Origin of the sequence: Vibrio aerogenes, from assembly GCF_024346755.1 — a bacterium.
In the GTDB taxonomy this organism is placed as follows: Bacteria; Pseudomonadota; Gammaproteobacteria; order Enterobacterales; family Vibrionaceae; genus Vibrio; species Vibrio aerogenes.
Window position 1 is genome coordinate 155,457 of sequence record NZ_AP024862.1, and the last position, 21,957, is coordinate 177,413.

Sequence of the window (21,957 nt, forward strand, 5' to 3'; positions counted from 1 at the left end):
CAGACCCTGACCTGCCGTTTACTGGTTATAACTCAGATTCCACAGATCTTGCCAGTCCTGCCGGTGTTCCCAGTCTGACGCGGCACTGGCGGTTTGATAAGTCATCAGCTGGCTGCGGTATTGGGCAATCCCCGATTGCTCTTTTGCCGGGACAGGCACCTTGCGGTTTGTCGAGAGCTTGCCGTCAATCGCCTGCGCCTCTATGCCATCTTTTGTCATCAGATAACGCATAAACAGTTTTGCGGCATTCGGGCTGTGAGTTCCTTTGGCAATAAAGCCCAGCGTCGGATATTTAATCCCGATATACGGGGAAACATCGTGACAGATACTCAGTTGATATCCTTGTTTTTTCTTGCGGAATTCGGCGGTACTCATCAGGCCGATAAAGGATTCTTTGGCATCGGGTGCACCCACGGCACCAGCAACTTTTTTGTCTGAGTGGGTGAGCAGCGGATTATTTGCAGCCAGTGCTTTAGCGAATGCCGCTGTTGCGGATGTTTCATCCGTGACCAGCGTCTTCCCGTAGCGTTGCTGATAAGCTTGTTTCATTTCTGCATCGTGATGTTCAGCCAGCTGATTAAACCAGTCCAGATACATCGGTTTCATCGCCGGATCCTGCAAGGCCACTTTACCGCGCCATGCAGGTTCGGTCAGTTGCCACAGATTCGAAACAGGGCAGTGAGCATACTTCGACGGATTATAAGCCAGCAGGTTGGGGGAGCCGACGACTACCAGCGGGCTTTGTTCACTCTCAGGAATGTCTGCGGCTAAATCTGCCGGTGCGAAGCTCTGAACATAACCAGACTCAATCAGCTGGGCAAGTGTTGCCGGTGCATCCTCCACCATCGCCAAATCTGCTTTGACATTATTCGCCTCAGCTTCCCGGCGGAAAATTTCGATCGTTTGTGGTGCCTTTGCTTTGATGCCGACCGCTTTTACGCCATATTTTTCCGTAAATGCTTTGGCCTGACGGACAATTTTTCCGGTAGGTGCATAAACCGTAACAGGCGCTTCGTGCCGGGCTTTTTCAATCAGTTGAGACAAGCTGTCCGGATGATCATCAGCAGCAAATACACTGCCTGCGGCAATCATCATCAATGTGGCGATACTGGTAGTCAGCATTGGTTTCATCATTATTTCCCTGTGTATGTCATCAATCATCGGTATCTCGTGGTTTGATCTGGATATTTTTTGCAAGGATGTGCTTTCACTCTTTCCGGCATCTTTATCCAGTGTACCGGAGTATTCAGTCAGAAAATTTACCGTTTGTTTGTGACAGTCAGGTTAAGATTTGCACGTAAGTGCAATAAGAATTTATGACAATTTCATCAACATATCATGTGTTCGGTGATTACTGATCAATACAATTGGGCTTATATATTACTGCAATAAATACTTTAATTTTTTGGATCAATATCACGATTTTCAAGGCTGATTTAGGGAATATTCTATATGCGTTAAGTTTTATATTTATAAATAAAGGAATATGATGAAACGACTTAAAATAACTTTGGCATATATATGGACGTTGGTACTGATTTTTATCATGAATATTCATGCAAATGCTGCCAGCCAACGGCTTCCCGCACTCGGCGCCGATATCCATCACACATCCGTATCCGGTTTGTCTTCCGGGGGTTATATGGCCGGGCAACTCTTTGTCGCACACTCTGCGATCATGCAAGGGGTCGGTATTGTTGGGGCCGGGCCTTACCTTTGTTCGGGATCCTGGCCACTTCCGTATGAAATAGCTTCGGTCACGACCTGTAAAAATCCTGAGTACGACTTCTGGAAACCCAATACACCGCACTTAATTGCAAAAACTATCTTGCTGTCTGAAACTGGCAAAATCGATAATATCAAGCACCTGAAAAATGCCCGGTATTACATTTTTGGTGGTCTGAATGATCAGACAGTCAGACCCGGAGTTGTGGATGAGAATATCCGGTTTTTCCGGGCGCTCGGCGTGAATGAAAGAGACATCTGGCATGACAACAATGTGGAGGCCGGACATGCTTTTATTACCGACAACCCTGAAGATAGTGCGTGCCCGGTTACACAGTCGCCTTATATCAATAATTGCGGGTTTTCTCAGGCTGAACGGGTTTTATCGCAGATCTATCCTGAGTTTACGTCTGACGAAACAAACCCGGCGGCGACGCCCCAGGCTTTTGATCAGTCTGAATTCATCTCTGAGCCTTTCACCAGCATGGATGACACCGGCTATGTTTATATTCCGCCGCAATGTAAAACCGGCACGACCTGTGCGGTGCATGTGGTGTTTCATGGCTGCCGGCAGGGCGTGACGGTGATTGGTGATAAATTCTATACCGGCACCGGATATAACCAATATGCCGATGCGAATAATCTGATTTTGCTTTACCCGCAGGTGCACCGTTCAGACAAACTGACTGCAACAGAACCAGACAACCCCAAAGGCTGCTGGGATTATTGGGGCTTCTCTGAGCCGGAAAATCCTTTCGGAGACTTTTACACCAAAGATGCACCGCAAATCCGTGCGGTTTACCGGATGATTCAGCGGCTGACCAGCTCAGAGGAGTGACTCTGATTTCTGGTCAGTGTTTATGAGAGTGCTTTGTTTCCCCGCGACTGCGGGGAAATATGAGACCGACACTTATATCCGGTTCACGCCGGGATACTGATTTCCTTAAATCAAGTGCCTGTCCCCGTAAAGCTTTTCTGTCAGGTACTTCTTTTCACCAGCAGCAGACTTCCGCCTAAACCGATAAACAACCCGCCACTGATACGGTGAAACCAGTGCACGTAACGTGCCTGAGAAAATACGCCACCGGCTTTATCTGCCAGATAACCATAAGTAAACAAAGCTGAAAAAGAAATAGCCATAAATATCAGAGTCATCACCATAAATTGAGTGAACAGCTGATGATGGTTATCGATAAATTGTGGGAACAGAGCGACAAAGAACAGGATCGGTTTTGGGTTGGTCGCTGCAACCAAAAAACCTTCCCGGTAAAAAGAGAACAGACTGCGGTGCTGCCTTTTTTCTCCTGCGGGTGCAATCAAACTACGCTTTCTGCCGGTGAGCAGCTGTTTGACACCCAGATAAATCAGATACACGGCACCTGTGACTTTTACCGCAGTAAACAGTAAGGCAGAAGAGAGTAAAATGGCACTCAGGCCACTGACAGAAAGTGTCGACAGAAAAAGCAATCCGGTAATATTGCCCAATGCCGAAGCCATTACGGTTTTCGTACCGCTTACTGCGCCGTTATAAACCGCGAGAAAAACCGCCGGGCCGGGGCTGATGACATAGAAAAATGAAACGAAGAAGTAAATTCCGAGCGTATGCAGATCCATCTGATCCTCCGTGAATCAAAGTGTCCATTAGTGACAAAATTGAGGGCAGATGTCAATCGACTAGCCTGAACTCACCGGTGCAGTCCTTTTTACCTGAAAATGACACAATTATTATGTGGTCATTTTGAACCTGAATTATGATTAAAAGATTCAATGAGTCGACCAGGGAAATGATAGATGGGCAATAAAAAAATTGCGGTTTTAATTGATTCTGAAAATACGCCCTATATTAAGCTGAATTCGATAATTGAAGAATTATCGCGCTTTGGGCAGATTATCGTAAAACGCGCCTACGGTGACTTTTCAACCGAACATTTGAAAAACTGGAAGCAACCTTTAAACGAGTTAGCAATCCAGGCGAAGCAGCAATTTGCCTATACATCAGGAAAAAACTCTACCGATTCACTTATGATCATTGATGCGATGGATCTATTATATTCACAGCGGTTTGATGTCTTTGCTTTGATTTCCAGTGATAGTGATTTTACCAGTCTTGCGACCCGGTTGAGAGAATCTGAAATACATGTTGTTGGTGTGGGGAAAGCAATGACTCCCACTTCTTTTAAAAATGCGTGCGATGATTTTATAGCGATTGAAAATTTAAATGGTGGCCCGGAGCCGGAAGCACAGCAAAGTAGTATGCTGGAGTCTGAGCGGGAGCTATGGCAACTGATGCATCAGGCCTGGCAAAACTACCGGGATGACTCTGGCTGGGTAAAGCTTGGAGAAGCAGGAAAATATTTAAAACGGCTTAAGCCAGATTTTGACTCAAGAAATTATGGTTTAAAGAAGCTTTCTGATTTTTTCGATAAATATCCGGCCCGTTATAAAACGAGACAATCTAAAGGCGCCGGGCTGGAGTTTCGGTTCATCATAAAGTCTTCCGGTCAGTAAAAAATGCTCTCAGGATCGGGTTAAATCTTATTCAACTTGGAATTCAAAGTACAACAGACCCAGTCTGACAGGTCAAAGAAATATTTGAACTGGTCTTTAAACAGTAGCTGAATCACCCCGACCATTCATCGGCTAGGGTGATTATTGAAAAAAGTGAGTATTTACTGACAATCAATCGTTCCCAGCGGCATTCTGCAAAGCACAATAAGGACACACACCACTAAAAGAAAACCATCAACCTCACTATGACCAGCCGTACCCGATCACCAAAAAATCACAAATCGAACATGAAAATTAAGGGGTGTGGTTGAAGTTTATACAGATAAGGAGAAAAATCGTAAATCTCAGGCAGGGCAAAGCAACTTAAATCTTCAAACCATCAATCCGGGATTTATTCAGCGCAGTTTTCGTTGATTTCAGGCTTTCGGCAGAGCCGACCCAAATTCGTCGCCTTCGCTCAAGTCCGGTCATCAGCTTCAGGCACTCAGTTTGGTTAAGAGAAAGTCGGGTAAGTATCTCCGGCTGGTGTGCGTCGATAAATCCGCGTTTATCTTCACGGATCTGGCGGCCTGCCAGATCCACCCATTCGATATAATCCATCAGCCGGAAGGGAATCCCGTCTGGTTGCTCCAGAAGTTCATAACCAATAAATGGGAAGAGGCCGTGCGGCGTCGGCTGGTTTGCTTCCAGAGAATCCAGTCGTTTTTTCAGGGAGGTGTATTCTGAGGTTTCCGGCGTTTCAGCAATTTTGGTGCGGACCGGATTCAGGTCGACATAAGTCATCGCTGCCAGCACCGCTTTTTCATCTAACAGGGCCTGAGATTTAAACCGGCCTTCCCAGAAATGACCGGTGCAACCGTCCTCCCGGTTGGCTTGCAGGGCAATCTCAAAGTTCAGCTCTTTCATCATCCAGCTCAGGGAATACAGGCGTCTCCGCCAGCGGTGAATCAGCTGTTCACAACATTGATATTCTGCTTTGCCCGTTAACTGACGTTTGATATACCGTTGTATGATGGTCGGCAGTTGATGCTCCGTTTGCCAGCGGCCAATCACAGCATCATTGCTGAGAGATTCTGCCTTCGCGCGGTTGATATGAACGACCAGATGATAGTGGTTTGACATCACCGCATACGCGCAGATATCAATACAATAAATATTGGCTAATTTGAGGATTCGATGTTCCAGCCAGTCACGCCGGTGTTCGTAAGATCGACCGGACACCTCATCTTCCCCACATAAAAATGACCGGCGCACACAACGGGACACGCAGTGATAATAAGGCGTGACGTCCAGAGAAATCAGCTGTGAGCGGGGAGTGGTCATTTGCAAGCCTGGTGAGTTATGAATCTCCCGAGCATGCGACAAGATGTTTCTGCTGAAAAGGAGTGAATCCGAGTCCTGCGGGGCAGGAAACAATCATGATGAAATATGAAGTAAAGAGAAGACTGAGACTTCGTGATACCGGTCTGCTTTTTGAGCAGAGGCAGAAGTCTGAGTGGCGTTAAACGCCTGTCCTGATAAATCCTATTTTTCACGCCGGGATACTGATTTCCTTAAATCAAGTGCCTGTCCCCGTAAAGCTCTGTGTACGAATCAATATAGTGTTGAATACAAACACCGATGATTGAAGGGTTTTCCGGGGTTTTACTTGTCGGTTTAGCCGGTAAAATTGCTTTCAGTGAAAAATAACAACGATGTGATTTGAGGAAAATAACGGATGAAACAAAATATTGTTCACATTGCGCTGGTTGTGAAAGATTACGATGAAGCGATTGATTTCTACGTCAACAAACTTCAGTTTGAGCTGATTGAAGATTGTTATACCCAAACCACCTGAAGATGCGGTGTTCAGTGAGATTTGTCCGGGCTTGAAACAAGGCACTGATTTGAGAACATAGTCATTCTACGTTGAGAGTCAGTAACGCTGGGTCAAGCCCGGACAAACTCACCCGCAGGGCGTCAGCCGAAACGCACATTTCTGCGTCAGGTGAATTTGACAGGTGTTTACCTGCCTGCATTCACCTTCCTTGAACTGTACTTTTCGGCTGGCGCTGAATCATGCATATTCAGGTCGTTTGGGTATATTCACCTGAGCAGGACAAGCGTTGGGTGGTGGTCGCGCCACCCAATTCACATGGGGTGACTTTACTGCTGGCGAGAGCGTCCAAACCTGAGCAACATGATTTTATTGGCAACCAGGCAGGCGGACGGGTATTTCTTTTCTTAAATACGGATGATTTCTGGCGGGATTACAACCGGATGAAATCAATCGGCATCAAATTTGTTCGCGATCCAAAAGCGCAGGATTACGGCACCGTTGCCGTGTTTGAAGACTTATATGGCAATCTTTGGGATTTGCTGCAACTAAATCCGGAACACCCGATGGCAAAAAGATAACGCCGCCCCGTTTCAAATTTCCGGGGCTGACTGATTCCGAAAGCCCCAATTCACTTCTTAAACCGCACTGTGTTGCGCCATACCAGCGGGGCCGGGAATGACAAGGTTTTTCCCTGTGCTTCGCCGCCGGAGACTGCTTTCAGCCGGGCGATAATTGCGCCGGCCATATCTTCCAGCGGCTGCGAGAAGGTTGTCAGCTGATAGCCTTCCCAGCTGGCTTGTTCAATATCATCAAACCCGACCACACAAAGCTCATCCGGCACGGATAAGCCGAATTCTTTTCCGGCGACATCCAGAAAGCCACAGGCCAGCAGGTCGGTGACGCAGAAGACGCCGTCCGGCCGCTGACTTGAAGCGAGCAATTGTCTGGCGGCTTTTGCTCCGGAGTCATAGCAGGTTGGCCCAAGACGAACCAGTTCGCAGGTTTGATCGTCGCTTAAACATTGCCGGAATAGATTCTCCCGTGTCAGCAGGCTGGGCGACTGAATGGTCGATGACACCACCGCCAGCTTTTTGCACCCGGCACGGGTTAACATATGGTGCGCTTCGCTGATGGCGGACGAGTAATCCAGCTGGATGTGGTCACTGCCCTCAAACTGACCATTACGGTTGATCAGGATGACGTGCTGACCACTTTGTATGCAGCTTTGTACAAATTCACTGCCCGGTGTGCCGGAAAGCACAATCGTCGCTGCTGCCCGGTAGTTCAGGGTTTGTTGCAGCGCCCGGTTAATGTTGTCTTTGTCACCGTCCGTATTGATCAGCATGACGGCCCGGTTGGCCGCCTGAAGCTGTTTGGTCAGTGTATCAAGCAGTTTGGCCTGATAGGGTGCATTCAGATCCGCACCCAGAATACACACCGGGCGGCTTTCCACTTTGGATAATCCACGGGCCAGATGGTTGACGTGATAGTTAAGTTGCTCTGCCGCCCACATCACTTTCTCGCGGGTCTCTTTGGAAACACTGGCTCCGGCGGTAAAGGTTCTGGAGACGGCAGACCGGGAAACACCGGCTAACCGGGCGACTTCTGCTGCACTGGCAATCGGTTTCTGACTCATGAATTAGGTTCCGCTGTTATTTCTTGCTGTTTTTATTGGCTATTTGATTTTATGAACGACTATTTCAACGAACATCTGTTTCAACGAACATCTGTTTCAATTCGCTTCTGCTTCGGCGAGTGATGATTCCGGTGCAGGAAGGCATCCGTTTTGTCGCAACATTTTTACCATACTGACGGTTGCTTCGGCCAGCTCAATCAACATCGGCTTCGGTGTTTCAAACCATTCATCCGGATGCAGTTCGCGGGTTTTACGGATATGGGTGATGGCAGACATCAGGGTCGGGTACAGGTCAGGAAACTCCAGATGCAGGAAAATCGCGACCACGGTGACAGAGCGGCTGCGGCCACCGCGGCAGTTGACCAGCACGTTGCCTTTTTCCCGCACCTTATAAGATGGTTTTTCCGGCAGGGTTTGTTCCAGTGCGCCTTTGAGCATCAGATATCCCGCCAGCATCATTTCCGGTGTATTGCCCGGCCCGTCAATCAGGCCGACTTTGTAATAGCGCACCGGGCCACTGCCGTAGTCAAAGACACCTTCAGAAACATTCGCTTCCGGCTGAGTGACCATATTGACTTCCAGATTGACGGCGCAGTTCAAAACGACTTTGATGCCGAATTCGTTCAGTAGTTCGGGGTTTGAGACTCCCGCAGATTCGCCAATGTAAAGGTCGACATGCCAGTGGGGTATGTCTGCCTGAATCAGGCTGATTAACGGGCGGGGATAATGTTTGACCTGGCTCATAAGATGAACTCACTTTCTGTTGTTTGTGTTAAAGGAATGGCGACTGACTGAGAAAATTCGCCGGCAATTTGTGGTGTGGTTGCAATGATCGGCCCGCCGGAAAAGATATCCTGCATGTTTGCCGGAAACTGTCCGGTGATGCCACCCGCTTCCCGCACCAGCAGCAGCCCGGCAAGACAATCCCACGCATTCATGTGCTGCTCGGCATAGCCATCGGTGCGGCCTTCGGCCACCCAGGCCAGTGCCAGTGCGCCGGAGCCGCAGCGCTTCACATTCGCACCGCTGGTCAGCAGTTGTTCCACTGAGCGTAAATACTGAGACTGGGGTATCCGGGTCGACCAGCCCAGTTCAATGGTTGCCTGTGTGATATCCGGCGTTTGCGAAACAGTGAGTGGTCGCTTGCTTCCGGAGCCATCGATTTTTACGGCATAGCCGTTACGGCGGGTCAGATAACACTCTTCGGTCGCAGGGTTATAGATAGCGCCCAGCTCAACCTGTTCATTGGCATAAAATGCGATCGAGATACAAAAGTGTTCAATGCCACGGGCAAAGTTGGCCGTGCCGTCAATCGGGTCTATCACCCACAGCGGCGCTTGCTGCATATCGCCGCCACTCTCTTCGCCGAGAATATTGTCGCCGGGAAAGTGGTGTGCAATGCCGCGGCGGATGTGCTGTTCAACCAGATTGTCCGCTTCGGTTAAAAAGTCCTGATGACCTTTTAAGGTATAGCTGCCCGGTGTTCTTTGCCGGAAATGCGTCAGTGCCAGCTGTCCGGCTGAATAAACCAGTTCATACAGATATTGTTCGCGGGCAGATAATTCAGTGTTGTTCAAATTTTATTTCCTGGTTGTTAGGGTCAACAGACCCTAGGGGGAAGGCTGCGCCTTCGTTGAAACAGTTCTCTCATCTGAATGAATTTGGTTCCGCAAACCGCTCAGGGCATCCATGCCCTTGTCTATTTGCTCCACCCAAATCATTCAGATGCCCGGAGATTTCAATACGATTGGTATCACTCGTCCGGGTACAATCAGAGCTTATTTTTCCGGGTCATGATAGTCCGGTTATTTCTGATAACTCAGGCTCCACAAGTCCTGCCAGTCCTGACGCTTCGCCCAGTCAGAGGCGGCAGTTGCCGTGTGGTAAGTCATGATCTCATGCCAGTGATGGCCGATACCAGACGCTTCATTTGCAGGCAGGTGCACGGTTTGGTTGGTGGACATTTTGCCGTCCACACCCTGCGGCGCAATGCCTTCGCTGGTCATCATGTAATGAATAAATAATTTGGCCGCGTTTGGACTGTCTGTCCCTTTAGTGATAAAGCCCAGGCTTGGATAGCTCCAGCCCGCAAAAGGTTTCATCCCGGTGCACAGGCCGAGCTTCATGCCGTCTTTGTTTTTGCGGAATTTCGCGGTGCTGATCAATCCCATAAAGCTGGTTTTGACATCCGGTGCGCCGACAGCGGCAGCGGCTTTGCTGTCTGAATTGGTCAGCAGCGGTGAGTTCTCCGCCAGTGCTTTGACAAATGCTGCCGTGGCTGATGCTTCATCAGTTTTCAGCGGATGGCCGAATTGTGCCTGATAAGCATCAGCGACCTGCTGATCATAATGTGTCGCCATCTGGTTAAACCAATCGGTGTAAGACGGTTTACCCAGTGGATCCTGCATGGCGATTTTTCCGCGCCATTTGGGAAGGGTCAGTTGCCAGATATTCTTCACAGGACAGGCATCATAAATCGCGGTGTTGTAAGCCCAGACATTCGGGGCCTGAATCACGGTCAGTGGGTTTTGAAAATCTGCCGGAATATCGGCTTTTAAATCATCCGGTACCCAGCTGGTGACATAATGCTTTTTCAGCAGCTGTTCCATCCCGGCGGGGGCGTCCGCCAGAATCACCACATCCGATTTCACGTTATGGGCCTGAGCTTCCCGGCTGACAATTTCCAGAATCTGTGGTGCTTTGGCTTTGATACCGACCGCCTGCACGCCATATTTTTTGCTGAACGCTTTGGCCTGTTTGACGATTTTTCCGGTGGAATCATACACGGTGATCGGTGCTTCCTGTCTGGCTGCTTCAATCAGCTTGTTCAGATCAAATTCACTGCCTGCATGGGCGGCTGAAACTGCCAGTCCCAGCGTTGTTGCGACCATGGTTTGTTTCAGGAGGTTTGTTCTCAAATGGTCTTTCTTTAAAACACAATGTGTCAGAATAGAATGCTTCAAAGTCATCATCAGTCCCTGTAATAGTGAGAAGTTGCGGTGGTTTGGTGGTGAGGTATTGCGTGAAAAAAAGCCACATTGTCTGTGGGTTGTTCAGGCTGCGCGGAGACCCGTTCACCCTGGCCATCAAAATAGTGCAGGGCGTCGTGGGGCAGTTCGCAGTACACGGTTTGCCCTTCCTGCCAGTGCGGACGAAGTTGGGTGGAATGCACCAGAGTTTCGCCAAAGCAGCTGATTTCAATCACCCAGCTGCCGCCGGTCGGAATAATAGTTTCAATCGTGGCACTGAGAGTCCGGCCAGTTGCTTCGGCGTACAGCCGGATATCCTCCGGGCGAATCCCGCAGCTGGTGCCGTTTCCGGCTTCCGGATAACCGCTGAGAATCGTCGCCAGCCGCGAAGGTTCAGTACCGGATTGCGAAAGCAGTTCGATCAGGTTCATGTTCGGGTTGCCGATAAACTCAGCCACAAAGCGATTTTGCGGCCGGGCGTAGATTTCATCCGGTGTGCCGACTTGCTGCAACTCGCCCTGATTAATCACGGCGATACTGGTTGCCAGCGTCATCGCTTCCCACTGGTCGTGGCTGACAAACACAATCGTCGTGCCGTAATTCTGATGAATCCGGCGCAGTTCTTTGCGCATTTCAAGCCGCAGGGTAGCGTCCAGATTCGACAGCGGTTCATCCAGCAGCAGCACTTTCGGATTAACTGCCAGCATCCGCGCCAGCGCGACCCGCTGTTGCTGCCCGCCGGACAGTTGCGACGGATAGCGGTCGGCATACTGATCAATCCGCAGGGTTTTCATCACATCCAGACAAATGGCTTCCCGTTCGGACTTGTCCATTTTCTGAATCCGCAGGCCAAAATCGACATTCTCTTCGACGGTCATATGCGGCCAGAGTGCATAGCTTTGAAACACCAGCCCGATATTGCGATGCTCCGGCGGGACAAATGTGCCGCTGGCAATTGAGTCGACCAGATGATCACCGATGGCGATATCACCGCCGGACGCGTGTTCAATTCCGGCAATCATCCGCAGAATGGTGGTTTTTCCGCACCCTGACGGCCCGAGCAGGCACATAAATTCACCGTCTTCGATGGTCAGTGAGAGTTGGTTCACCGCGGGTTTCGCGCCCGGTGCATACTGTTTAACAAGTTGGTTCAGTTTGATTGATGGCATAATTAGCTCTCCAGTCCCTGACTGAGTCCGGTTCCTGATATTTTCTGAATCAGCAGTGTGCCGCCCAGCGCGATGACCGCGATCATCAGGACGACGGCGTTTGCAGCCTGATCGTAGTTATAATCGATGAGCCGCAGCGAGTAGGTGGTCAGCACATCGGTGGCAGGAATTGCAAGAATAATGAACAGGCTGACGCCTTTGATGCCGGAGATAAACGGCAGCAAAATACTTGTGGTGAGTGGCCCGGCCTGAATCGGGGTGATGATGCGGGTAATGCGCGTCATCCACCCGGCACCGGCGATTCGGGCGGCTTCTTCGGGTTCTTTACCGAGCTGGGTCATGGCGGCGATACCAGAGCGGCTGGCAAAGGGCATTTTTTCTGCCATCAGCGCCAGAATCAGAATCGCAGGCGTGCCATAAAGTGCCGGAATCGGCCCGGTTGGTGCAGCAAACAGGGAAAGATAAGCCGCAGCGAATGCAATCCCCGGCACCAGATAAGGCAGGAAGGTGATTTGTCGCAGCGTCTGGCCGACCAGCGGGAACGACGTGCGCATCACGGCATAGCCGACCAGCAGCCCCAACACACCGGCGCAGACGGATGCACTGCCGACAATCCATAAGGTATTCCATGCGGCATGCCAGAATTCCGGTGTCAGCAGAATGCCGTTGTGCAGGGCAATGGTATCGAGGTTGTGTCCTACCCAGTAATCGAACGTAAAGTTATCGGCGGTAAAGCGGCCGGGCAGGATCATCACGGTGGAGAGGAACAGAGTCAGCAGCGGAATCGCAACACTGAAGAGCAGAAAAATGACCACAAAAGTGACCATCGGGCCCTGCAATTTGCCCAGCCGGTGCTGGTGTGCCGTCTGTCCTTTGCCGCCCACAGTGACAAAGCGGCGGGCTTCGCGCATCATCCGGGTGTCGATCAGCAGGGTGATCACGCCAATCAGCATAATTACGCCAGCCAGCACGGCGGCCACACCGGTCTGACGGGAGTCAATCGAACGGTAAAGCCCGGTGGCCAGCGTATCGTAATGCACCGGCAGGCCGAGAATGTACGGCACGGCAAATTCACCGATACAGTCAGCAAAAATCAGCAGCGCAGAAGAGAGGATCGCGGGACGGACCAAAGGCAAAATAATTTTGAACGCAATGGTCCGGCGCGATGCTTTGAGGATTCTTGCACACTCTTCCATCTGCCCGTCGAGGCGTTTGAGGGCGTTGCCGACAATCAAAATCACCAGTGGCACATAATGGATGGAGAGAATCACCACAATCGGGAAAAAGCCGTAGGCGATATGGTCCGGCACCTGAATGCCGAGCGCTTCAAACCAGCCGGGCTGACCGCCGATGGTGCGGTTTTTAAAGATAGTGTTCCACGCCAGCGCGAAAGTCCATGTCGGCAGCATAAAGGGGATAATCAAAGCGGTGGCAAACCATTTCTTGCCTTTCAGATTGGTCCGGTTGACGAGCCACGCCAGTAACACACCCAGAGCGACTGAAATCAGCACGGTGGTGACGGAGAGCAGCATGGTGTGCAGCAGGGGTTTCCAGAGCAGCAGCTCAGACATCCGGGAGGTCATGGCCCGTTTGATGTAATACCCGGTAAACGCGCCTTCCGCGCTATGCACCCGTGCGCTGTCACCGGCCTGAACGATGGCTGAGTCGGTCAGAATGGAGATCACCGGCGCCACGATTAAATAGGCAAACAGGACCAGTAAAAGGATACCAATCAGGTTCGCCGGTTCTTGTTTCGCAATAGCGATTTTGCGCCTGACCTGTTGCCACCATTGGGCTTTGGGGTAAGAGATGGTCGCTGTATTCATGCTTCATCAGGTTGGTTGGTGATTGAGTGTTGATTAAGCTAAGCATTTTGTGTGACAGTGGGATGACTGTTTTGCACGTATGTGCAATTGTCATGAAAGTTTCATTTTTTGTTCCCACGCGGGAGCTTGTGCCCATGCTCCCGCGTGACGTTTGTCCGGAAGATTCTGGCTTTTGTGGGTTGTTTGGTGCGCTTATTAGTTTTGTTGATCCAAGTGGCGCATGGTGCACGCGCCCCAGATACTCTTTCCGGGATGAAAGCGTATCCAGAAAATCCTTTTGGTGGGAGCTGGCCGGAGCGGTTTTATTCGCCATCCATGGCTCAGAAAACCTGAAAAATCTTCCTGATTTTTCTCCTGATTTTGTGTGGTTTTTGATTGCTGTGCTACTTTTTTACTATGGGTGTTTCCTATCGTTCCCACGGTCCGCCGTGGGAATGCATACGGGACTTGAAGTTGCCTGCTGTGTAACGTTTGCCCGGAAGATTCTGGCTTTTGTGGAAGATTTGGTGCGCTTATTAGTTTTGTTGACCCAAGTGGCGCTTGGTGCACGCGCCCCAGATACTCTTTCCGGGATGAAAGAGTATCCAGAAAATCCTTTTGGTGGGAGCTGGCCGGAGCGGTTTTGTAAGTGCATCCTGCACACAAAACCTGAAAAATCATCGTGATTTTTCTCCTGAATTTGGGGATTGCGTTCTTATGTTCCATGTAGGAAGAAAAGTAATAGAACTCCTATCCCCACCGAGGTACGGGGTTATCGCATGATAAACAGTTCAATTGTAATCTGAGTGGTTAAGAGCCATTTTTACTAATCTTGATTTCAATATATTGCATATTATGTGAGAGAGTGATCTAAAATTAATTTATTATTGAGTTTTTTGTTAGATATATTTTAAGTATTAATCCATTCTTTGATTGTGGGATTTGTTTGTTGAAATCTCAATTAATGTTGGAATAAGAGAATAGAACAGCTTTCAATAAATATAGGGTATAGTTGATTTAAAGTTGGAATTATAATGGATGAAGATGATAAAAATAAAAGAAAACCTACATTAATCAATATTGGGAATGCAAAAATAAAAAACCTTCAAATTGAAGGGCTAACAATTTCTGGTGATATCGATGGTATAAAAGGTGATTCACCAGAAATTGGTAATGCAAAAATTTCCCGTATTACACACATCAAAGATGATAATCTAAGTAGTCAACATAAAGCGCAGTTAATTCATTGTCTTAATGTTGCTATGAGCAAATCACCTGAATTAGTCAAAGATGTTGAGACTTTACAGAAATTTATTACATCTGGAGAAGGGGAACAGCCTATTATTGAGATGGCTAAAACGGCTTTGGTTAAATTTGCAGTTAAAAGTAGAGATAATCTATTGAAGGATTTGATAAATATTATTTTTGGAGAATGAGGTATGTTATTTTATAGCTCGGGGGTTTCTTGTGGTTTTTATTATGATTAGTTGGGTTTGAGATGATTTTATATATTAATCTGTATGGTTGTTAGATGTAGGTAAACAATATCCTTATGAATTAATCATTGTCTGACTTTAAATTAAAATTTGTATTTAAGCTATTGTTTTTGAATTGGTTATACGGATTGTCATGGAGTGTCCTATGCTTGAAAAAATAATCTCAGCAATTAATGATCGAAAAGAAATTAGCTTTAAGTATAGTGGATTATCTCGAGTTGCTCAACCTGCTGCTGTTGGTAAATCTTTATCTGGAAATATTATACTTCGTTGTTATCAAACTCAAGGTGACCACATTGAACCTGGGCATCAATGGAATTTGTGTATTATAGATAAAATGCAAGAACTAAATATAACTAAAACTACCTTTATAGAAAATCCACCAGGCTATAAACCTGGTGATAGCCATATGTGTGAAATATTTGCTGAATTATGAGTCCTGAATATTAGTACTGGGGCGAGTGCACAATACTTTGCTTGGAGCGAAAAAATAAATTAGCGCACTAGATCTGCTACTGAAGCCAGAATATTCAGAAAAGAATACCGGGATTAAAGCTTCTGTCCCTATAAGAAGTTTTAGAGTAACCAATTAGAAGGTGATTGACATGGCCGATAATATTCAGATTCAATGTATAAATAAGACCAATCGAACCAGCCCTTTCGAACGAATATCTCATATCGGAGGAATTACCCCAAGTGGTGGAAGGTGGAAATTAAGCCTTGATGAAGCGATAAAAGGAATTGAAAGCGGAAAATGGCAGTTTTATGTAGATGTTAAAGGTCAGTTTGTTTGGGTTGTTATATCAAAAAGTGCAAGTGGTCAAAAATATCTCAAAACACAAAAGGATGGAGAACAACCAAATAACTTACTCAGTTTGCCAGAGTGCCCATAACGGATATTTTGCCTCTGTCCTCTCATATACACCAATTGACACCCACCCCCACCAAGATTATCCTACTCGCTCACTGGCAAAATCCAGTGACGGGTTTAGGACCCCGGATTTAACCGTACGACATATAAATGTCAGCTTCGTGCTGACTTTTTTATGCAGCTTTTTACACCTGAATTTTATGATTTTGACTATTCTGTAAACGAAATCATTCTAAATAACGGTGGGCTGGATGAGGCTGACTTCGGTCAGGCCGTTTCCGTACGGGCGGTTGTCCTAACCTTGTTCAGTTCACCACCCATTCTTAGGACCTCTGAGTGGTGAAGTTTCTTTGACCTATCCGTACGGAGGCACTTATGCCTGCAACAATCGCTTACGATCCAAACCTTTCACAGAAAGCCCGCGAATATCTGATCCAGCTTGAAGATCATCTCAATGAGATGAATCAGAAAAGCCCACAAGCACGTGAGGTGCTGCTTTACCTGAATAAGCTGCTCACCATTCATGCTTCAATCAGAGAAGTGACCATGCTGGAAGTGGAAGTGCCGGAATAATATCGTTGTTCGAAACTAAGTTAACTCAGAGCCACGTTTGTGGCTCTTTTTGTTGGTGGATTACATCTCCTGAAACGCCATCTAACAGATAAGACTTAAACGTCCTTTTTGACATCCGTATGTGTTCCCACGCAGAGCATGGGAACAAGAATTCTTAGCCTCACCGAGCAAAATAAAACCATGAAAAAAGGGCAATACCAGGATTAAAGCGTCTGTCCTCGTAAGCTCGTAGTTAAAAAATGATAACGCGCAGTCTCGTTTTTATGTGATGGCAGAATGCACAATATGATGTATATGCTATAGTTTTTAATGAGTTATGGTAAGTTGATTAAAAGTCAGGCAGACAGAAAAACGAAACTGTCTGTTATTAAGAATGTTATGAGTAAAGGATATTATGTCGATTCATGGTCAAGAAAATGCACTTTTTGATGAGTGGAGAGGAAGCAGAAAAGGCTTCGTATCAGATGGCTTAGTTTCAGAATACGATTATTTAAATTCTGACATCAAAATCTGTATTGTATTAAAAGAAGTCAATGATCCTGATGGTGGCGGTTGGGATCTGAGAAAGTTTCTAGCTGATGGAGCAAGAACTCAAACATGGAACAATGTCGTTCGCTGGGTTACTGGTATCAGAAGCCCAGAACGTGAAATTCCTTGGAAGGAATTTGATGTAGTCAGCCAAGAAGATCGTAAGTATTCCCTCAAGTCTATATGTGCAATGAATTTGAAAAAATCACCCGGAACTCACACCGCAGACTACGCCTCACTCAATAAAGTGGCTTATGAAGACCGTAGCTATATTAAAAAACAGTATGCACTCTATGACCCTGACATCACAATATGTGGGGGAACTGGTGAACTGTTTAAAGATGTTGCTGGTTTTAACAACTCTGAATGGAAGAGAACCATTCGAGGTGTTTGGTGGTTCGAGAGAGCACCAATGAAATATGTAATTGCGTTTTGTCATCCTGAAGCAAGAGTAGATAATTCCTTGATTGTATATGGGTTAATTGATGCAATTCGTGAAATTTACTCATAACAAATTGCTCAAGCCGACTGCTAACGCGTGGCATTTTCAATTTAAAAAAAGTTTAGTGATTACGTGGCTTTGCTTGGGTTCAGTGGTCGGTTAGCTGCACCTTAGCAAGGCGTTATATTTCATTCAATATCGAGGGAACAATGCAAGATAAAAGAGTCAAAGACGTATATAGCTCTTACTTTCAATTTAATAATGAGCGAACTCTTTCCACAGATCTAAAAAGTGAACTTTTTAAATCTGAGTTTGAAGGGTGTTCAGTTTTTATCGACAAAACGCGTAAGTATGACAACCAGATAATCATCCATGGTGTTAGTGATACAGGAGACTTAGAGAGCTATTTGAGTTTGTATAAACATGGCATTTCTCCTGAAATTTCTATCGAGCCACAGGCAATAACTAATGAGTTGAAGGTATGGCTATCAAGTCGCGAGTTTGTGCCAGCTTATGAGCATGAGTTTCTCGAACTAAAGGCGGTAAACTACGTAGCGCTCGAAGAAGTTCCTGATGAAGTCAGAGTTGAACGATGGACACACGATAATGTCGATGCGTTTCTAGCCTTACTCAAAACGTCAGGTTTAGAGTGTTCGGATGAAATCTGGGATAAGAAGCGCTCATTTTATTGTACAGACACATTTCGCTGTTATGTCGCAAAAATAAATGGTGAACCCTGTGCTTGGGCAACGAGCTTTATCGAAAATGAATATGCAATATTAGCCAATGCGTATACACAAGAAGACTATCGCTCTAAAGGGTGTCAAACTGCTTTACTGCGGGCTCGAATTTCAGATGCAATGTCTTTAGGTGTACAGGTATTTTTAACTGATGTTATGCCAAACAGTACCAGTAGCAAGAATTGCAAATCAGTTGGTTTCTGCAGTGTTGGTGTACGAAGTGTATGGTGTAAGGACTAGAAATATAACAATCAATTCAACCGTGACTCGCAACGCGTGGCATTTTTGGTTTGCAGGTAGTTTAGGGTTTACGGAGCAATGCAGGGGCTTTTGCGTAGCGTTGCTCGCACAGTTAATTGGGCGTTATATGCCCGCAGATTAAAGCGTCTGTCCCCATAAGCTATCTCATATACACCAATTGACACCCATCCCCACCAAGATTATTCTACCCGCTCACTGGCAAAATCCAGTGACGGGCTTAGGAACCCCGGCAAAGACATAGTACATGGATGCCACATTACACAGGCATCACATGCGCTTAGCTGTATCCTGATTTTATATCATTAAATTATGGTGAGCTGGGCGGGGCTGACTTCGGTCGGGCCGTTTCCTATGTCACGGTAGTTCCTAACCCCGTTCAGTTCACCACCCGCAGCCTGGGAACCTTCGGGTGGTGATTCAACTCTGAATCATGACATAGGAGGCACTTATGCCTGCAACAATCACCTACGATCCAAACCTTTCACAGAAAGCCCGCGAATATCTGATCCAGCTTGAAGATCATCTCAATGAGATGAATCAGAAAAGCCCACAAGTACGTGAGGTGCTGCTTTACCTGAATAAGCTGCTCACCATTCATGCTTCAATCAGAGAAGTGACTATGCTGGAAGTGGAAGTGCCGGAATAACATTGTTGTTCGAAACTAAGTTAACTCAGAGCCACGTTTGTGGCTCTTTTTGCGGGTGGGTTACATCTCCTGAAACGCCATCTAACCGGTGTTTTTCAAGATAGTTGTCATCATCTGCTTAATATTTAAGCTGCTTTTTCTTCGTCAATTTCTGGTGTTTTGTCCGGGTTTAATTCAACCTTACCAACTGGCTCACAGTTCCTGATATTTCCTGACCAGCGCGCTGGATTCGCCTCTCGGTGTAACATCAAGACCTGTTTGCGGTTTTCTAAAATCTGTTTGTCTTTTCCATGATGACGCTCATCTGGCGTCACGTAATTGAGCGCACTGTGTTTGTGCTCCGTGTTATACCACTGAACGAATCGCTCTACCCATTCTCTGGCATCGTTCAGACTTCTAAATCCATTTGATGGCCATTGCGGGATATATTTCAACGTCCGGAACAGCGATTCCACATAAGGGTTATCATTACTCACCCGCGGACGGCTGTAAGAAGAGAGCACGCCAAGCTCTTCCATTTTTGCTTTCAGTGTCAGGGACTTCATCGGGCTGCCGTTATCTGAGTGCAGGACCAACGCCTGTTGAAAACATTTTTCCCGGAACACTGTCCGTTGCAATAATTCTGACGCCAACTCACCACATTCGGTTTCATGCACCTCATAACCCACGATTTTCCGGCTGTAAATATCTTCAATCAGATACAGGTAGTAAAACTGACCACGTACCGTTGAAGGCAGATAGGTGATATCCCAGGTGTGGACCTGATTTGGCTGTGTCGCAGTATAACTCGTTGGTTTTACAACTTTTTGTCGGCTCTTCTGGCGACCTCTCCCGGTCAGCTGTCCTGCTGCTTTTAAGACCCGGTAAAAACTCGATTCACTGGCAATATATTCTCCTTTATCCAACAAGGCCGGAACAATCTGCGCGGGCGGCAGACTGGCATATTCTGCAGTATTACAGATGTCGATAATCGCCCTTCGTTCCTGCTCTGAAAGCTTGTTGACCGGCGCCGGTCTCAATGCCTGTGGTCTTTGATCGGCCTGAACCTTTCCACCCTGATACCAGCGGCGGTAAGTCCGTAAATCAATCTGCGCTTCATCACAGGCTCTGATTAACCGGCAACCACTCTGGCAGGCTTCATGGATCAGTGCTATGAGACTTTTCCTGTCTTCGGTTGAGGTCAGTCGTCCCCGGGATCTTCCCCGTAAAAGGCTCTGAGCTTTTTTCTCAGCACCAGTAAAGCTGCAGTTTCAGCGAGTGCTTTTTCTTTATGTCGCAGCTCTTTTTTCAGGGCTTTGATTTCCTGTTTATCGGCCTTTGCCTGTTTTTTCGCTTCCGCTTCCCTTTCTTTAGCCGACATAAAGCCCTGCATACATTCACTGCGCCACTGATGAACCTGCTCAGGGTACAGGCCTTTTTCACGGCAGTACTGACTGAGCTCTGCTTCAGTCATAGAAAGGGTGTCGGCAACAACGGCCAGTTTGGTTTGTGCGGACCATTGTGAAGATGAAGTATGACTGTCTGGCAAAACGACTCCTGATTCTCTGAATGCTTTTCGCCAATTGTACAGGGTTGCTTCACAAATCCCTTCTTCTTTTGCCAGTTGAGCGACAGAAAGTGAATGTGGGGGTAACATTTTTTTCAGGATCGCTTCTTTTCTTTCTGGTGAATAGCGGGTCATCATTCCTCTTTAACCTCCCCTATGACTGGTTAATTTTTAACAGTGGCAACTATTCTGACAGAGGGGGTAACAGATAAAATTTAAACGTTATTTTTGAGTCCCGTATGTATTCCCACGCAGAGCATGGGAACAAGAATTTTCAGTCTTAATCAGAAAAATAACATCATGAAAAGGGGCTGGGGCGCGTGCACTATGCGCCGCTTGGATCGACAAAATTGATAAGCGCACCAAACCTGCCACTGAAGCCGGAATCTTCAGAAATGAATACCGGGATTAAAGCGTCTGTCCCAATAAGCCACATACTAAGTAATTGATAACTGATAAGCAATTATGCAAAATGCATCCTGATTAATATTAAAATAATGACAAAAGGGCTAACTCATGGCGCATGTTGCTTATCTGACGCTCTCCGGAGAAAAACAGGGGCTTATTTCTTCGGGATGCAATACCAAAGATTCAATGGGGAATCGTTATCAGTACATGGTATCTGGTCAATGAGGGTTTATGCGACAAAGCTGGAGTACAAAGGGGATCAAATCAGAGGAGAGTTTTTATATGACATTCAGGATCATTTCGGCCTTGACCCTGAAGATATAAATCATCCGGATTTGATAGATGAAGGTAGTGACTTACGCCATAGTCTTCCAAAGAAATTTGAGCTTCTTAAGGGGTTCAGATCATGGTATTTATTACAGCATTATACCGAATATAATTATCAGCCATTTATTACAACGATCCAGTTTGTAATGTAAGTAACGGGTTATGTATGAAAAAAATAATTCAAACAGTTTTTCTTGGTTTGTCCGCTATATGGTTGAGCCTGACGTGGCTATGGATTGCCAATATTCCGGTGTTCTCTTACCTGTTTGCTGACAGCGATGGTAATTTAGGGTTGTTATTTATTCTTTGTCTTTTCATTTTAAATCTGTTGATCACAGTAGTCAGTTGTATATATACATATAACAAAAAATACTGGTGGGGCTTGGTTGCCTATTTAGTTCTTGGTGGTGGCCCAATAATTGCGGCTTATTATGCCCGTTTTTCTTAAATAAAGTTCTAATAATAAGTTGAATGACGCATAAATTAAA

The 21,957-nt window shown here is 46.8% G+C and carries 24 protein-coding genes; 14 read left to right on the forward strand and 10 right to left on the reverse strand.

The features are described 5' to 3' along the window. Positions 1-18 precede the first annotated feature (18 nt). Positions 19-1,134 (reverse strand): ABC transporter substrate-binding protein, encoded by a 1,116-nt coding sequence (locus OCV29_RS18370; RefSeq protein WP_217653327.1) that lies wholly within the window; start codon positions 1,132-1,134, stop codon positions 19-21. Between the two features lie 412 nt (positions 1,135-1,546). On the opposite strand from OCV29_RS18370, the gene OCV29_RS18375 reads away from it, so the two are divergent. Continuing rightward, positions 1,547-2,563 (forward strand): extracellular catalytic domain type 2 short-chain-length polyhydroxyalkanoate depolymerase, encoded by a 1,017-nt coding sequence (locus tag OCV29_RS18375; protein WP_073605275.1) that lies wholly within the window; start codon positions 1,547-1,549, stop codon positions 2,561-2,563. 140 nt (positions 2,564-2,703) lie between these two features. Here the strand turns inward: OCV29_RS18375 and OCV29_RS18380 are convergent, their stop codons facing one another. Continuing rightward, positions 2,704-3,339: a LysE family translocator gene (locus OCV29_RS18380; protein ID WP_073605123.1), complete on the reverse strand. Its 636-nt coding sequence runs from the start codon at positions 3,337-3,339 to the stop codon at positions 2,704-2,706. A 177-nt stretch (positions 3,340-3,516) separates the two neighbouring features. Here OCV29_RS18380 and OCV29_RS18385 point away from each other — a divergent pair, with 177 nt between their 5' ends. Beyond that, complete coding sequence (locus tag OCV29_RS18385; protein WP_073605122.1) at positions 3,517-4,233, forward strand: NYN domain-containing protein; 717 nt, start codon at positions 3,517-3,519, stop codon at positions 4,231-4,233. A gap of 363 nt (positions 4,234-4,596) precedes the next feature. Here OCV29_RS18385 and OCV29_RS18390 read toward each other — a convergent pair whose 3' ends face one another. Further along, positions 4,597-5,556 (reverse strand): transposase, encoded by a 960-nt coding sequence (locus tag OCV29_RS18390; RefSeq protein ID WP_073605121.1) that lies wholly within the window; start codon positions 5,554-5,556, stop codon positions 4,597-4,599. A 394-nt stretch (positions 5,557-5,950) separates the two neighbouring features. Here OCV29_RS18390 and OCV29_RS18395 point away from each other — a divergent pair, with 394 nt between their 5' ends. Next, complete coding sequence (locus OCV29_RS18395) at positions 5,951-6,070, forward strand: VOC family protein (protein WP_370737223.1); 120 nt, start codon at positions 5,951-5,953, stop codon at positions 6,068-6,070. A gap of 221 nt (positions 6,071-6,291) precedes the next feature. Further along, positions 6,292-6,630, forward strand: a complete 339-nt coding sequence (locus OCV29_RS18400) for a VOC family protein (RefSeq protein WP_261887421.1) — start codon at positions 6,292-6,294, stop codon at positions 6,628-6,630. Positions 6,631-6,680: 50 nt separating this feature from the next. Here the strand turns inward: OCV29_RS18400 and OCV29_RS18405 are convergent, their stop codons facing one another. From OCV29_RS18405 to OCV29_RS18430, 6 genes are all read right to left on the reverse strand, one after another. Then, positions 6,681-7,688, reverse strand: coding sequence for a LacI family DNA-binding transcriptional regulator (locus OCV29_RS18405; protein WP_073605120.1), 1,008 nt, complete (start codon positions 7,686-7,688; stop codon positions 6,681-6,683). Between the two features lie 96 nt (positions 7,689-7,784). Then, on the reverse strand, positions 7,785-8,432 hold the full coding sequence (locus OCV29_RS18410; protein WP_073605119.1) for a protein-tyrosine phosphatase family protein: 648 nt from the start codon (positions 8,430-8,432) through the stop codon (positions 7,785-7,787). Continuing rightward, positions 8,429-9,265 (reverse strand): inositol monophosphatase family protein, encoded by an 837-nt coding sequence (locus OCV29_RS18415; RefSeq protein WP_073605118.1) that lies wholly within the window; start codon positions 9,263-9,265, stop codon positions 8,429-8,431. Before OCV29_RS18415 ends, OCV29_RS18410 begins: the two co-directional genes overlap by 4 nt. A gap of 228 nt (positions 9,266-9,493) precedes the next feature. Next, on the reverse strand, positions 9,494-10,606 hold the full coding sequence (locus OCV29_RS18420) for an ABC transporter substrate-binding protein (RefSeq protein ID WP_217653326.1): 1,113 nt from the start codon (positions 10,604-10,606) through the stop codon (positions 9,494-9,496). Between the two features lie 53 nt (positions 10,607-10,659). Further along, positions 10,660-11,826, reverse strand: coding sequence for an ABC transporter ATP-binding protein (locus tag OCV29_RS18425; RefSeq protein WP_073605117.1), 1,167 nt, complete (start codon positions 11,824-11,826; stop codon positions 10,660-10,662). Positions 11,827-11,828: 2 nt separating this feature from the next. Continuing rightward, on the reverse strand, positions 11,829-13,652 hold the full coding sequence (locus OCV29_RS18430) for an ABC transporter permease (protein WP_073605116.1): 1,824 nt from the start codon (positions 13,650-13,652) through the stop codon (positions 11,829-11,831). 92 nt (positions 13,653-13,744) lie between these two features. Here OCV29_RS18430 and OCV29_RS18435 point away from each other — a divergent pair, with 92 nt between their 5' ends. The 8 genes from OCV29_RS18435 to OCV29_RS18470 all read left to right on the forward strand — a co-directional run bounded on the left by OCV29_RS18435 (position 13,745) and on the right by OCV29_RS18470 (position 19,188). Next, entirely contained in the window at positions 13,745-14,317 is a 573-nt protein-coding gene (locus tag OCV29_RS18435; protein ID WP_139281655.1) for a hypothetical protein, read from the forward strand. Positions 14,318-14,665: 348 nt separating this feature from the next. After that, a complete protein-coding gene (locus OCV29_RS18440) occupies positions 14,666-15,067 on the forward strand; it encodes a hypothetical protein (protein WP_073605114.1) in 402 nt (133 codons plus the stop codon). 205 nt (positions 15,068-15,272) lie between these two features. Continuing rightward, positions 15,273-15,563, forward strand: coding sequence for a hypothetical protein (locus OCV29_RS18445; protein WP_073605113.1), 291 nt, complete (start codon positions 15,273-15,275; stop codon positions 15,561-15,563). A gap of 169 nt (positions 15,564-15,732) precedes the next feature. Next, a complete protein-coding gene (locus OCV29_RS18450; RefSeq protein WP_073605112.1) occupies positions 15,733-16,020 on the forward strand; it encodes a DUF3892 domain-containing protein in 288 nt (95 codons plus the stop codon). Between the two features lie 353 nt (positions 16,021-16,373). Beyond that, the gene (locus OCV29_RS18455) at positions 16,374-16,571 is read left to right on the forward strand and encodes a hypothetical protein (RefSeq protein ID WP_073605111.1); all 198 of its coding nucleotides are present in this window, start codon (positions 16,374-16,376) and stop codon (positions 16,569-16,571) included. Between the two features lie 394 nt (positions 16,572-16,965). Next, positions 16,966-17,610: a hypothetical protein gene (locus tag OCV29_RS18460; RefSeq protein ID WP_073605110.1), complete on the forward strand. Its 645-nt coding sequence runs from the start codon at positions 16,966-16,968 to the stop codon at positions 17,608-17,610. Between the two features lie 140 nt (positions 17,611-17,750). Continuing rightward, positions 17,751-18,521, forward strand: a complete 771-nt coding sequence (locus tag OCV29_RS18465; protein WP_073605109.1) for a GNAT family N-acetyltransferase — start codon at positions 17,751-17,753, stop codon at positions 18,519-18,521. Positions 18,522-18,990: 469 nt separating this feature from the next. Next, on the forward strand, positions 18,991-19,188 hold the full coding sequence (locus tag OCV29_RS18470) for a hypothetical protein (protein ID WP_073605108.1): 198 nt from the start codon (positions 18,991-18,993) through the stop codon (positions 19,186-19,188). 125 nt (positions 19,189-19,313) lie between these two features. Here OCV29_RS18470 and OCV29_RS18475 read toward each other — a convergent pair. Next, positions 19,314-20,869, reverse strand: a protein-coding gene (locus tag OCV29_RS18475; protein ID WP_442478224.1) for an IS3 family transposase whose coding sequence is annotated in 2 segments (ribosomal slippage) — positions 19,314-20,407 and positions 20,407-20,869 — 1,557 coding nt in all. Because the reading frame shifts where the segments join, the coding sequence is not laid out codon by codon here. Positions 20,870-21,363: 494 nt separating this feature from the next. Here OCV29_RS18475 and OCV29_RS18480 point away from each other — a divergent pair. After that, the gene (locus OCV29_RS18480) at positions 21,364-21,621 is read left to right on the forward strand and encodes a DUF3289 family protein (protein ID WP_245796948.1); all 258 of its coding nucleotides are present in this window, start codon (positions 21,364-21,366) and stop codon (positions 21,619-21,621) included. 14 nt (positions 21,622-21,635) lie between these two features. Next, complete coding sequence (locus tag OCV29_RS18485) at positions 21,636-21,917, forward strand: hypothetical protein (RefSeq protein WP_073605106.1); 282 nt, start codon at positions 21,636-21,638, stop codon at positions 21,915-21,917. Positions 21,918-21,957: the final 40 nt, after the last annotated feature.

Coding starts and splice junctions, on each gene's coding strand:
- OCV29_RS18375 (WP_073605275.1), top strand. CDS start 1,547: ATGAATATTCATGCAAATGCTGCCAGCCAACGGCTTCCCGCACTCGGC.
- OCV29_RS18425 (WP_073605117.1), bottom strand. CDS start 11,826: ATGCCATCAATCAAACTGAACCAACTTGTTAAACAGTATGCACCGGGC.
- OCV29_RS18430 (WP_073605116.1), bottom strand. CDS start 13,652: ATGAATACAGCGACCATCTCTTACCCCAAAGCCCAATGGTGGCAACAG.
- OCV29_RS18440 (WP_073605114.1), top strand. CDS start 14,666: ATGGATGAAGATGATAAAAATAAAAGAAAACCTACATTAATCAATATT.
- OCV29_RS18405 (WP_073605120.1), bottom strand. CDS start 7,688: ATGAGTCAGAAACCGATTGCCAGTGCAGCAGAAGTCGCCCGGTTAGCC.
- OCV29_RS18450 (WP_073605112.1), top strand. CDS start 15,733: ATGGCCGATAATATTCAGATTCAATGTATAAATAAGACCAATCGAACC.
- OCV29_RS18370 (WP_217653327.1), bottom strand. CDS start 1,134: ATGATGAAACCAATGCTGACTACCAGTATCGCCACATTGATGATGATT.
- OCV29_RS18400 (WP_261887421.1), top strand. CDS start 6,292: ATGCATATTCAGGTCGTTTGGGTATATTCACCTGAGCAGGACAAGCGT.
- OCV29_RS18395 (WP_370737223.1), top strand. CDS start 5,951: ATGAAACAAAATATTGTTCACATTGCGCTGGTTGTGAAAGATTACGAT.
- OCV29_RS18385 (WP_073605122.1), top strand. CDS start 3,517: ATGGGCAATAAAAAAATTGCGGTTTTAATTGATTCTGAAAATACGCCC.
- OCV29_RS18435 (WP_139281655.1), top strand. CDS start 13,745: ATGAAAGTTTCATTTTTTGTTCCCACGCGGGAGCTTGTGCCCATGCTC.
- OCV29_RS18485 (WP_073605106.1), top strand. CDS start 21,636: ATGAAAAAAATAATTCAAACAGTTTTTCTTGGTTTGTCCGCTATATGG.
- OCV29_RS18390 (WP_073605121.1), bottom strand. CDS start 5,556: ATGACCACTCCCCGCTCACAGCTGATTTCTCTGGACGTCACGCCTTAT.
- OCV29_RS18445 (WP_073605113.1), top strand. CDS start 15,273: ATGCTTGAAAAAATAATCTCAGCAATTAATGATCGAAAAGAAATTAGC.
- OCV29_RS18455 (WP_073605111.1), top strand. CDS start 16,374: ATGCCTGCAACAATCGCTTACGATCCAAACCTTTCACAGAAAGCCCGC.
- OCV29_RS18470 (WP_073605108.1), top strand. CDS start 18,991: ATGCCTGCAACAATCACCTACGATCCAAACCTTTCACAGAAAGCCCGC.
- OCV29_RS18460 (WP_073605110.1), top strand. CDS start 16,966: ATGTCGATTCATGGTCAAGAAAATGCACTTTTTGATGAGTGGAGAGGA.
- OCV29_RS18410 (WP_073605119.1), bottom strand. CDS start 8,432: ATGAGCCAGGTCAAACATTATCCCCGCCCGTTAATCAGCCTGATTCAG.
- OCV29_RS18480 (WP_245796948.1), top strand. CDS start 21,364: ATGAGGGTTTATGCGACAAAGCTGGAGTACAAAGGGGATCAAATCAGA.
- OCV29_RS18465 (WP_073605109.1), top strand. CDS start 17,751: ATGCAAGATAAAAGAGTCAAAGACGTATATAGCTCTTACTTTCAATTT.
- OCV29_RS18380 (WP_073605123.1), bottom strand. CDS start 3,339: ATGGATCTGCATACGCTCGGAATTTACTTCTTCGTTTCATTTTTCTAT.